Genomic DNA, 12253 nt, shown 5'->3' on the forward strand with positions numbered 1-12253 from the left:
GAATTACTATGGCTTTTCTTGTATAAAAAAGGGCAGTAGATTTTAATCTACCACCACAGATTATACAGAACCAAAATAGTAAAGCGGTCAAAAGACCGCTTTTGTTGTATAATAAACTTATGAAACTAACAGACAGTGTACAATATCTGAAAGGTGTAGGCCCCAAGTCTCTAGAGAATTATCAGAAGCTTGGCATTTCTACGATACAGGATTTATTGCTTTATTTTCCTTTTCGTTATGAAGATTTTGCTGGACGTTCCATTTTTGAATTACTGGATGGAGAGAAAGCAACAGTTATTGGCGAAGTGGTAACACCTGCCAATGTCCAATATTACGGTTTTAAACGCAACAGGCTCACTTTTAAACTCAAACAAGGTGAAGCTGTGGTCGCTGTGAGCTTTTTTAATCAACCCTATTTAGCAGATAAGATTGAGGTTGGAAAAGAGGTCGCAGTCTATGGAAAATGGGAACAGAAAAAGCAACAACTTTTGGGGATGAAAATATTAACCCAAGCAGAAGGTGGCTTTTCTCCTGTTTATCACCTTACTGCAGGGATGAAGCAATCCAGCTTGGTGAAAACAATTCAAATGGCTTTCGATAGTGGACTTTTATCGGAATTAAAAGAGAATCTGCCAGACTATTTATTGAAAAAGTACCGATTGATGCCCCGGCAGGAAGCGGTACGTGCCATGCATTTTCCAGATGATATGGAGATGCACAAGCAAGCTTTAAGGCGCGTAAAGTTTGAAGAACTCTTTTATTTTCAACTGAAGTTGCAGGCTTTGAAGTATAAAGAAAAAGCCCAACGCTTTGGGCGAAAGGTGGTTTTTGACCGGCAATTGATGGAAGAAAAAATCCAAAATCTTCCTTTTGAACTGACAGGTGCCCAACAAAAATCCTTAGACGAAATTTTAGCAGATATGTCCTCCGCCTATCACATGAATCGCCTTTTACAAGGCGATGTCGGTTCAGGAAAAACAGTCGTTGCCAGCTTAGCGATGTATGCAGCGGTCTTATCGGGGCTTCAAGCTGCTATAATGGTTCCTACTGAAATTTTAGCACGGCAACATTTTGCGAACTTAGAAAACCTTTTTCCTGAACTAAAAATAAGTCTTCTCGTTTCGGGTTTAAAAGCTGCGGAGAGAAGAGAGATACTCGAAAGTTTAGCAAGCGGTCAAACACAGATGGTTGTGGGAACGCACGCTTTGATTCAGGAAGCTGTTGATTTTTATGACTTGGGGCTGGTCATTACCGACGAGCAACATCGCTTTGGGGTTAACCAACGGAAAGTCTTACGCGAAAAGGGTCAAAATCCTGATGTACTTATGATGACTGCGACACCGATTCCTCGGACTTTGGCGATTACGGCTTTTGGTGATATGGATGTCTCCATCATCAATGAGTTACCTAAAGGTCGGCAACCGATTACGACCAGATGGGTAAAACATGAGCAGCTGTCAGAGGTCTTGAAATGGATAAAAGAAGAGCTGAGGCAGCAGGCCCAAGTCTATTTTATTTCGCCGCTTATTGAAGAATCAGAAGCTTTGGACTTAAAGAATGCCGTGGCACTTTACGAAGAATTGGCGCAGTATTTTGGAAAAGAAGTGGGTATTGGTTTACTGCATGGTAAAATGAAAAATGAAGAAAAAGAGCAGATTATGCAGACCTTTAAGGCAGGGGATTTGTCTGTTCTGGTTTCCACAACGGTTATTGAAGTTGGTGTGGATGTGCCAAATGCAACGATTATGGTAATCATGGATGCGGATCGCTTTGGACTTTCCCAGCTGCATCAGTTACGAGGCCGTGTAGGTCGGGGAAGCAAGAAATCCTATACGATTCTCGTTGCCAATCCTAAGACAGAATCAGGGAAAAACCGGATGAAGATAATGTGTCAAACGCAGAATGGTTTCCGTTTAGCAGAAGAAGACTTGAAGATGCGAGGTTCTGGAGAAATATTCGGCGTACGTCAATCAGGTTTACCAGAATTTCTAGCAGCTGATATAGTGAATGACTACAACATTTTAGAAGTGGCACGTCAAGAAGCGCAGGAAGTTTTTAAAACACCTGAACGCCCAGAATATCAGATGATGCTTACGGACTTGGATGTTGATGGTGGTTTTGATTAACGTTTAAAGTGTGAGTTCAAGAAAGGATGATAAAAAATGGGATTTCTCTTAGCATTTCTAGGTGGTGGACTTTCTTTGCTGAACTTTTCTGCTGAATGGCGATTTCTTCCCTTGCAGTTTATTTTCACTCTGCTTTCCTTAAGTAGTATGTTTGTCTATAAAGGAAAACGAACAAGAAAGTCTTATGAAGGTGATGGAACAAAAATATTTACCATTGGTTTCGCCTTGTGTTTTCTTTCGTTTATCGGCTCAGCATCGATTCTTCTAGCCCTTTTGATGGGCTGGCAGTAAACAAAAAACATAAGAGGAATTTCATCCTTCTTATGTTTTTTTATTTTCCTAAGCAGAACTGGCTGAAAAGCTGAGTAATCAGTTCATCCGGTGCAGCTTCACCGGTTATTTCGCCAAGCAATTGCCAACAGCGCGTGACATCCACTTGGATGAGGTCCACAGGAAGTCCCATCGCCAAACCTCGGTTTGCTTCTTTCAGAGCATCTAAAGCTTGTTCGACCAGGCCAATATGTCGTGCATTAGAAAGAGTCGTTGCATCTTTTGCTTCAATTTCCCCAGAGAAAAAGAGCGCGCGTATTTGTTTTTCGACGGCATCAAGATTTTCATTTTTTAAGGCAGAAATTCTGATAGAGTCTGCAGGTAGTTTTTCAAGTTCAATTTTTTCTGGAAGATCGGTCTTATTCAGCAAGACGATACGATTTGTCGAAGAGGAAAGTTCCAACAATTCTAGATCTTTGGGAGTTAAAGGTGACGAAGCATCGAGTACAAGTAAGACTAAGTCGGCTTCTTCTAAGGCTTTTTGACTACGTTCGACACCGATCTTTTCAACGACATCCTCAGTTTCTCGTATACCAGCAGTATCAATTAACTCTAGTGGTACGCCACCAATATTAGCAAACTCTGTGATAACATCACGTGTTGTTCCAGCTATGTCGGTAACAATGGCTTTTTCTTCCCGTAAAAGTTGATTGAGCAGGCTTGATTTTCCGACATTTGGACGGCCAATAATTGCTGTTCTCAAACCTTCACGGAGAATCTTGCCGCGTTTAGCTGTTGCAAGAAGTGTTTCCAGAAGTTGTTCAAAATGTGCCGTTTTTTCCAGCAGCATTTGACTTGTCATCGTTTCAACATCATCATATTCGGGATAATCAATATTGACTTCAACTTGCGCGAGTGATTCTAAAATTTCTTGACGAATGTTGTTAATCAAGTTAGAGAGGCTTCCATCAAGCTGTTTTACAGCAATATTGGCTGCCTGATCTGTTTTAGCGCGAATCAAATCCATTACGGATTCAGCTTGCGCCAAGTCAATACGCCCATTTAAAAAGGCACGTTTAGTAAATTCACCCGGTTCAGCGAGGCGTGCGCCAGAGCGAAGCAGGAGTTGCAAAATTTCCTGGGTGACAGCAATTCCGCCATGTGTATTGATTTCCACAAGATCTTCACGCGTAAAGGTTTTTGGAGCTCTCATAACAGAGAGCATAACTTCATCAACAAGACGGTCCTCGTCAAAGATATGCCCATAGTTGATGGTATGTGAAGCAACTTTATCGAGATTTTTCCCTTGAAAAACCTTTTTAGCGATTGGGATAGCATCACTACCAGACAATCGGACGATAGCAATGGCTCCTTCACCTAAAGGTGTGGAAATGGCTGCTATGGTGTCAAATTCTTTTGTTATCATATTTTTATCCTAATTACTAATTTCAGTATGCCTTATTATATAACAAGTCGTGCTAAAAATAAAGATTCATCAACCACTCTTAAAGGTTTATCCTATCCATATTTGGTAAAATAAGAATATGAGATTGGATAAATATTTGGCGGAAGCCGGGCTAGGCTCACGTAAAGAAGTCAAGGCGATTCTAAAGACAGGAAAAGTGACAGTTAATGATGTGAAGGTGAAAGACGGGAAACAGCAAGTTGAGTTGGACAAAGACAGTGTAAGCTACGATGGACAGCCATTAGCTTATCAAGAATTTTATTATTATCTGCTTAATAAGCCTGCGGGGGTTGTTTCAGCAACGAAAGATAATTTGGACAAAACGGTTGTTCAATTGCTGAAGACACAGGATTTTCGAGAAGATATCTTTCCTGTGGGGCGCTTAGATAAAGACACAGAAGGGCTTCTTTTGCTGACAAATGACGGGGCGTTGAGTCATAACCTCCTGAGTCCCAAAAAACATGTGGAAAAAGAGTACTTTGCTCAAATTCAAGGGCAAGTCACGCAAGCAACTGTTCGAGAATTTGCAGCAGGATTGACTTTGAAATCTGGGGAAAACGTCAAACCAGGTCAACTTTTTATTGAGAAATCTGAGGGGAATAAAGGCGAAATCCGCCTTATTATTCATGAGGGTAAGTTTCATCAGGTCAAGCGAATGTTTGAAGCTGTAGGAATGAAGGTGACTTATCTCAAACGGCTACGCATGGGCAGTTTAAAACTGGATGAGGCATTAGCTTTAGGAGAATACCGAGCACTTACAGATGAGGAAATTACAAAACTAAAAGATGAGTCAGGGAAGAAAGCGGAGGTTAAATAAAACAAGGTCTGTTGAGAGAGTTTTAGAGTAAGGAGAGCTCTTGAAACTTTTGAGAGAAGCTTTGAAGTTCAAATAAAAAGAAAGATATTTCAGCTTTTTTGTTATAATGTTTAAGAGAGCATTTGGAAGGGTTTTAAACATGGAGAATTTGAAAAAACTAGTTGGTATCAAAGCAGCTGAGTACGTAAAATCAGGTATGACTGTTGGTCTAGGAACAGGGTCGACAGCCGCTTTCTTTGTTGAGGAATTAGGACGCCGTGTCAGAGAAGAAGGCTTGAATATTATTGGTGTAACCACCTCAAATGTCACCAGCCAGCAGGCGGCCAGTCTCAATATCCCACTCAAGTCAATTGATGAAGTGGATACTGTTGACCTCACTGTGGATGGTGCGGATGAGATTGATGCAGACCTTAACGGTATTAAAGGTGGTGGGGCTGCGCTTCTCATGGAGAAGATTGTTGCAACCTATTCAAAAGATTATATCTGGATAGTGGATGAAAGCAAACTTTCTGAGACTCTTGGAAATTTTAAGGTTCCTGTCGAAGTTATTCCGTATGGTTCCGAGCAGTTGTTCCAGAAGTTTGAGGCAGCAGGTTATGCACCAACTTGGCGTATGAACGATGAAAAAAAACTCATCACAGATATGCAGCACTATATTATTGACCTGCATATTGAGAAAATTGTAGAGCCAGAAAAACTGGCTAAGGAACTTGACTTGACCGTAGGCGTTGTTGAACATGGTCTTTTTAACGGTATGGTTAAAAAGGTTATTGTTGCAAGGAAAACAGGCATTCAACTTATCGAAAAGTAAAAAGAAGGAAATCTCATCCTTCTTTTTTTTACATCAGTAGAAATTGCTTTTATAATGTTTTTAACCATTGTTCCACTCCCCACTTGTGAGAGCCGCGCTTGAGTTTTTCGAGAGCAACAGGCACATCAAACCAAAAGATATTATTAAAATCTTCTAAAGGTGCTTGGTCAAAATGAGCATCCAATGTTTCATAGATATAAGCAGGGTTACAAAAATACTTGTCACGATGGGAACTATAGAAGTATTCATCAGCCTGCCCAAGATACTGGCCTAAAGTAGCGGTTGCTCCTAGTTCCTCGAGGAGCTCACGTTCTAGTGCTCGTGCATGATTTTCATTGGCTTCAATTTCGCCTCCAGGAAGGAAAAATGCGCCATTTGGTGCTTGGACAAGACAAATTTGACTATGGTTTTCACGTGAAACAATACCATAGACGCCGTAACGGTATTGATAATTGACTCCAGCAATTTTCTCGCCAAAGACTGGAATTTCTTGTTGAGTCATACTTACACACCTCCGATATATTTTTATAGAAGAAAATTTACTTATATTCTATCAAAAAGTTGACAATTTTGATAAAATAAAGAGGCTAAACAAAGCTCTTGCGAAGGGAAAAATGAACAGTGAAAAAATTTAATCTTAGTAAAATGATTATTATCGCCTTAATTATTGTTATTTCAGCATTTACAGCAATTTTTATCTCGGCAGATAACTTTAAAAATAATAAAAATCCATCGGCGATGACACAAATTATCAATGATGGGACTGGAGCAGTTGATCGAATAATCGGAGCGCCAATTCGTTTTGTGCAAGATAAGGCAAATCAAGTGGGGAACTTATTAGATGCCTATAAGCAGAATCAGGCATTAAAAACAGAAGTTTCTAATCTTAGAAGCTCAAAAAACAATCAAGAAAGTTTGGAAGTTGAGAATAGGGAGTTGAAAGAAGCACTTAAGCTTCAAGAAACGTTAACAGATTATGAAAGTATCTCTGCTAATGTTATCACCCGCAATCCCGCAAGCTGGGCCGATACATTAGTCATTGATAGTGGCAGCAAACAAGGTGTTAAAAACCGCCAGTTAGTTATGGCGAACGGTGGTGTAATAGGGCGTGTGATTCAAGTTAACGAAAACACGTCAAAGATTTCTTTGTTAAGCTCTGAGAAAGGCATCGAAGCAAAAATCCCAGTACGTTTAGGGAGTTCAAGTGATCCAGTAAACGGTCTTCTTACAAGTTATGACGATGAGCAAAAAGCCTATGTTGTAACTTCCCTTGTAGGTACAGGCAATATTGATAAAGGAAGTCAGGTTTTCACAAGTGGTCTTGGAGGAGATTCTCCACGAGATCTCTTACTGGGAACAGTAATTGATGTCAAAGAAACGGAGCAAGGCTTGAACCGTGAAGTTTATATTAAGCCAGCTGGTAATTTGTACGATATCCGATTTGTCTTTGTGATCCAAGGTATGATTGGAGGAAACTAACCATGAGTCGTTTTAGCTTTCAATTTTTTAGCCCTTTACTTCTCTTTTTCCTCCTGTTACTCGATGGTCAATTGACACACTTATTCACGGCTTTGTCTGGAGGCAGTATCATGCCCGTCAGTCATCTCCTTTTGATTTTTATGGTGTATACGGTAACGCAGCATAGACACAGCTATGTTCTTATTTTAGGTATCCTTTTAGGTATTGTTTATGACAGTTACTTTTTGGGTATTTTTGGTATTGCCAGTCTGATTTTTCCACTGATTGCTCTTTTTGTCTATAGTATCCAAACGGTTGTTTTCACAAATCGTTGGACACGCTTATTTACAGTAATCATCATAGTTTCTGCTTTTCAGGTTTTAAGTACACTGATTATTAATTTTGTTGGAGTAGTTAAGGTTGATTTCGTTGCTTTTATCGTCAGGCAGCTCGCGCCTACTCTGGCTTTAAATATCATCTTTGCAACCTTGCTACAGTGGCCTTTAGAAAAGATGTATCGCCTTCGGTGAGCATCTTTTTGTAAAGGAAAGGTAAAAAAAGTATTTTTAAGGAAATTAAATTGACTTGGAGAGGTCATAAAAGAGTGTTATACTTGAACCTATCTCGGAGCTATATTTATAATTCTATAGAAAACAGGAACAAATATGAAAAAGAAAATACTTACGACTCTAATGCTGTCAACAGTGATTTTATCATCAGCGGCTTCTCTTGGCGCCGTAAAAGCTGACAGTACAGACGATCAGATTGCAAAACAAGATGCTGCTATTCGTGCAGCAAAAAGTTCATCTGCTGAAGCACAAGCTCAGGTAGCAGCAATTCAAGCACAAGTAGAAAGTTTGCAAGCCAAAAAAACTGCAACAGCAAATGAAGTAAATAAATTGATGAAAGAGCAGAAAGAGCAGTCTGCACAGATTGCAAGCTTACATAAAGACATCAAGAATCGTAGTACAGCCCTTGAAGCACAAGCACGTAGTGCACAAACAAGTGGTTCGGCTACGAACTACATATCTGCTTTACTGGATTCAAAATCTTTGACGGATGCTATTCAAAAAATGACAGCTATGGCTACAGTTTCAGGTGCCAACAAGGCAATGATTGAAAAGCAACAAGAAGATGAAAAAGCAATTCAAAGAAAGCTGAAAGACAATGAAGCAAAGTATGCAAAAGCTACACAGCTTCAACAAGAACTAGAAGCGCAAAGTAAAGAGTTAGCAAGCCAAGAGGCAGCTCTCAAAGTTGCGCAATTAAATTACCAAGAAACAATTGCTACATCTGAAAGTAAGAAACAAAGTTTGATTGATCAAAAAGCAGCAGCGGTAGCAGCACAGGAAGCGGCAGCAAAACAAGCGGCCGAAGTGGCGACGCAGCAAGCTAAAGCAGAGAAAGCAGCACAAGTTGCTCAAAAAGCACAGGCAGAACAAGCCGTAGATACTAAGAAAGATGCTCCGACTGCTTCATCTACGGAGACAGTACCTGTGGTTACTACACCAGTTCCAGATAGCAGTACCTCTTCATCTTCATCAAGTAGTGTTGCAAACTCAAATAGTGGTTCAAGTAACAGCACAGCTGGAGGAGGATCAAGCAGTACACCAGGATCAAGCTTAAGTAACCCTTATCCATGGGGACAATGTACATGGGGAGTTTGGGAATACTTCGGCGGAAGAATTCCAACATATGCTGGAAATGCGGGAGATTGGGTAGTTTATGCTAATAGCGGTCCAGCAGTAGGTACAATTGCCGTCTTCCCTCCAGGTAACCAAGGTGCTGGGGGTGTAGGTCACGTTGCTGTTGTAACAGCTGTAAATGGCAATAAGCTGACTATCTCAGAAACGAACTTCTCAGGTCCTAACGGTGGAGGTTTAGGTATCCGTACTACACGTGAAGTTTCAGCTGCAGGTGTAAGTTTCATTCGTCCTTAAGAAGGGTGGAAAGATGTAATATTAGCTTTTTTAAGCTTTAGACAAAGTTTTACCGCTTTGTCTTTTTTACTACGGATGTACCTCTTGAAAAAGGGGAGGAACGAATATTGAAGAGAAAATCCGAGCGCCTAAAATACTCGGATTTTTATTGTGGTTCTTTCCTTATGATTACCTTTATCAATCGTTGTGCTTTTTAAAATAAAACCGTTCTATTGCAAGAAAGGGCAACAAGACAGGGGGTAAAATATTTTTTGAACCACTGTCTCTAGCTTCTTGCAAACGCCATAAAAGTTTGAATTTAAAGTATCTATCGTTTTGGAGTCGTCGACTTTATCAGAAACTCCACCTGATATAAGCAAAGGACAATCATATAGCATTATCCATGAAATGAGTAAATGCTGTAAAGAATGGCTTAAACTCCCTGTTTTGCAGAACTTTTATCAAAGAAAAATTTAAGATTTTCTCTGATAATGTGCACATGCTACAGAAGATAAGAAAATGCTGCTTCCCCTAAGATATAAATCAAAAAAGTAAAAATGAGGTTAATTGGAGCTAATGCCATTAATGTAATGGTATTTGTCGCTATTTTACTCCTCTTTTTAGCGCCTTATGAAAAAAAGAAGAAACAATAAGAAACGAACTTAAATAAAAGTGTAACTAAAATGTTACAAAGTAGCTATGTGGTCGTGATACAATATAATATGTTACCGAACTAACCTAGGGAGGCAAAATTAAAGATTTTATGAAGAAAAAACTTATTACAGCGTTGATGCTTTCGACAGTCGTACTGACGGCGGGTGCACCACTTGCTGCTGTAGAGGCTGATACCACAGATTCGAAGATTGCACAGCAAGATTCAAAGATTGCGAGTGCTAAAAGTGAAGCTGCTAAGGCACAGTCACAAGTAGATGCTATCCAGTCACAGGTGAGCACTTTAAAATCAAAGCAATCATCAATGACTAAAAAAGTTAATGAGTTGATGGCTCAACAAAAAGAGCAATCTCAACAGATTCAAAAGTTGAGCAAAAGTATTAAAGAACGTAATACAGCGCTTGAAGCGCAAGCGCGCAGCGCACAAACAGATGGCTCAGCTACAAGCTATATGTCTGCTATATTGGATTCAAAATCACTGACAGATGCGATTCAAAAAATGACAGCTATGGCAACTGTTGCCGGTGCGAATAAGTCAATGATTGAGCAACAACAAGCTGATCAAAAGGATATCCAAAATAAGTTGGCAGATAATCAAAAGAAATATGCTGAGGCAACACGTCTTCAACAAGAGTTGGATTCACAAGCAGATGAGTTGGCAACTCAAGAAGCAGCTCTCAAAGTTGCGCAGTTGGATTATCAGGCAACAGTAGCAACTGAAGAAGGTAAGAAACAAGACTTGCTGAACCAAAAAGCGGCCGCAGAAAAAGCAGCCCAAAAAGCTGCTGAAGCTCAAAAAGCAGCAGCAGAGAAGTCTATAGTTGTCCAACAAGAGCAAGCGGTGAAAAACAACACTGCTGCTGGACCTTCAGCACCAGCTACAAATGGAACAGGAGGAAATAACAACACCTCTACACCTACTCCAACACCAGTACCAACGCCAGATCCGGTAAAACCAGTAAGTCCTTCTGGTAAAAATCCATACCCTGCAGGTCAATGTACAGCCTTTGTATGGGATTATTTTGGTGGAAAGATACCAACGTATATGGGAAATGCAGGTGACTGGGTAGCTTATGCTAACAGTGGTCCTGCAGCAGGTACTATTGCTGTATTCCCTCCAGGTAATCAGGGTGCAGGAGGCGTAGGTCACGTTGCTGTCGTCCTTTCTGTATCTGGTTCAAAAATGACAGTTATCGAAGGCAACTTTAACGGTGGTTGGGGGACAACACGTGAATGTTCAACAGCTGGCGTAAGTTTCATCCGTCCTTAATAAACAATTGAAACAAAATACAAGCTTCGGTTTGTATTTTTTTTAGTGAAATTATTAGCGTTTAGCACTCTATAATATGGAGTGCTAATTTTTTTGCCAAATGCTTTAAAAAATGCTAAAATATATTATAGTAGCTGAAAAAATAGGCTACTTCTAGAGAGTGCTCGTTTGAAAAATCGAGTGATACTCTTAATATTCCATGTCAAGAAGGTTAATATATATGAATAACACAGAATTTTACGAACGTCTCGGTGTGGATAAAAATGCCAGCCAAGACGAAATTAAAAAAGCTTATCGAAAACTATCCAAAAAATACCATCCAGATATCAACAAAGATCCGGGTGCAGAAGATAAATATAAAGAAATTCAAGAAGCTTATGAAACATTAAGTGATGAAGAAAAACGTGCCAACTATGACCAATATGGTACAGCAGGAGCTAATGCTGGCTTTGGCGGTCAGGGAGGTTTCTCTGGCTTTGATGGTTTCCAAGGTGCAGGTGGTTTTGGTGGCTTTGAAGATATTTTCTCAAGTTTCTTTGGAGGCGGCGGAGCTCAAGTTAATCCTAATGCACCTCGTCAAGGGGATGACTTACAATACCGCATTAACTTAACATTTGAAGAAGCAATCTTTGGGGTCGAAAAAGAAATCAAGTATCATCGTGAAGAACTTTGTCATACTTGTGCAGGTTCAGGTGCCAAACTAGGGACACATCCTGAAACATGTCATAAATGTCATGGTCGAGGACAAATACAAGTTGTTCGTGACACACCATTAGGCCGTATGTCAACAAGTGCTGTCTGCGATGTTTGTCACGGAACAGGTAAAGAAATCAAGTCTCCTTGTCCAACATGTCACGGAACAGGTCATGAAAAGCTGGCACATACTGTTAAGGTAAAAGTACCAGCAGGTGTAGAGTCAGGTCAACAGATGCGTTTACAAGGTCAAGGTGATGCAGGAACAAATGGAGGACCTTACGGAGATCTTTATGTTCGTTTCCAAGTTTCTGCCAGCGACAAGTTTGAACGTGATGGCAGTGAAATCTACTACAAGATGCCATTGAGTTTTGTTCAGGCTGCTTTAGGTGATGAGGTTGAGGTTCCAACTGTTCATGGAAATGTGAAGTTGAAGATTCCAGCTGGTACACAGACGGGTACAAATTTCCGACTTAGAGGTAAGGGAGCACCGAAGTTACGCGGCAGTGGTCAAGGTGACCAACACGTTGTTGTTAACATTGTAACGCCTGAAAAATTGAATGAAGCTCAGCGTGATGCATTGCGTGATTTTGCTAAAGCAAGTGGACAAAAGATCTCAGAGCAGAAAAAAGGTTTTTTCGATAAATTTAAATAAAAGTTATCTAAGTACACAAAGTCAAGAAGCTCCAACCGGGGCTTCTTTTCTTCATGTCTAAAGCCAAGCCCCAAGCCAAACCACCCACCCTTTTCTC

At 40.2% G+C, this 12253-nt stretch carries 11 protein-coding genes; 9 read left to right on the forward strand and 2 right to left on the reverse strand.

Going from position 1 to position 12253, the window contains the following annotated elements; genetic code table 11:
* Positions 1-119: 119 nt before the first annotated feature.
* On the forward strand, positions 120-2126 hold the full coding sequence (gene recG, locus B4H39_RS01225) for an ATP-dependent DNA helicase RecG (protein WP_251423728.1): 2007 nt from the start codon (positions 120-122) through the stop codon (positions 2124-2126).
* A gap of 36 nt (positions 2127-2162) precedes the next feature.
* Positions 2163-2417, forward strand: a complete 255-nt coding sequence (locus B4H39_RS01230; RefSeq protein ID WP_251423732.1) for a hypothetical protein — start codon at positions 2163-2165, stop codon at positions 2415-2417.
* Between the two features lie 40 nt (positions 2418-2457).
* Here the strand turns inward: B4H39_RS01230 and mnmE are convergent, their stop codons facing one another.
* Positions 2458-3822, reverse strand: a complete 1365-nt coding sequence (gene mnmE, locus B4H39_RS01235) for a tRNA uridine-5-carboxymethylaminomethyl(34) synthesis GTPase MnmE (protein ID WP_251423735.1) — start codon at positions 3820-3822, stop codon at positions 2458-2460.
* Positions 3823-3940: 118 nt separating this feature from the next.
* Here mnmE and B4H39_RS01240 point away from each other — a divergent pair, with 118 nt between their 5' ends.
* Positions 3941-4678, forward strand: a complete 738-nt coding sequence (locus tag B4H39_RS01240; RefSeq protein WP_202230354.1) for a pseudouridine synthase — start codon at positions 3941-3943, stop codon at positions 4676-4678.
* A 139-nt stretch (positions 4679-4817) separates the two neighbouring features.
* Positions 4818-5489, forward strand: coding sequence for a ribose-5-phosphate isomerase RpiA (gene rpiA / locus B4H39_RS01245; RefSeq protein ID WP_251423738.1), 672 nt, complete (start codon positions 4818-4820; stop codon positions 5487-5489).
* A gap of 49 nt (positions 5490-5538) precedes the next feature.
* Here rpiA and B4H39_RS01250 read toward each other — a convergent pair whose 3' ends face one another.
* Positions 5539-5991: an NUDIX domain-containing protein gene (locus tag B4H39_RS01250; RefSeq protein ID WP_202230352.1), complete on the reverse strand. Its 453-nt coding sequence runs from the start codon at positions 5989-5991 to the stop codon at positions 5539-5541.
* Positions 5992-6110: 119 nt separating this feature from the next.
* Here B4H39_RS01250 and mreC point away from each other — a divergent pair, with 119 nt between their 5' ends.
* The 5 genes from mreC to dnaJ all read left to right on the forward strand — a co-directional run bounded on the left by mreC (position 6111) and on the right by dnaJ (position 12156).
* Positions 6111-6968 carry a rod shape-determining protein MreC gene (gene mreC, locus B4H39_RS01255; protein WP_202230351.1) on the forward strand — a complete coding sequence of 286 codons (858 nt, stop codon included), beginning with the start codon at positions 6111-6113 and terminating at the stop codon, positions 6966-6968.
* Between the two features lie 2 nt (positions 6969-6970).
* On the forward strand, positions 6971-7477 hold the full coding sequence (gene mreD / locus B4H39_RS01260; protein ID WP_202230350.1) for a rod shape-determining protein MreD: 507 nt from the start codon (positions 6971-6973) through the stop codon (positions 7475-7477).
* A gap of 135 nt (positions 7478-7612) precedes the next feature.
* On the forward strand, positions 7613-8887 hold the full coding sequence (locus B4H39_RS01265; RefSeq protein ID WP_251423741.1) for a CHAP domain-containing protein: 1275 nt from the start codon (positions 7613-7615) through the stop codon (positions 8885-8887).
* A gap of 742 nt (positions 8888-9629) precedes the next feature.
* Positions 9630-10808 (forward strand): coiled-coil domain-containing protein, encoded by a 1179-nt coding sequence (locus B4H39_RS01270; RefSeq protein WP_251423744.1) that lies wholly within the window; start codon positions 9630-9632, stop codon positions 10806-10808.
* A gap of 220 nt (positions 10809-11028) precedes the next feature.
* Positions 11029-12156 (forward strand): molecular chaperone DnaJ, encoded by a 1128-nt coding sequence (gene dnaJ / locus B4H39_RS01275; RefSeq protein ID WP_251423747.1) that lies wholly within the window; start codon positions 11029-11031, stop codon positions 12154-12156.
* Positions 12157-12253 lie beyond the last annotated feature (97 nt).

The organism is Lactococcus sp. UBA7128, from assembly GCF_002492185.1.
Taxonomy (GTDB): domain Bacteria; phylum Bacillota; class Bacilli; order Lactobacillales; family Streptococcaceae; genus Lactococcus; species Lactococcus muris.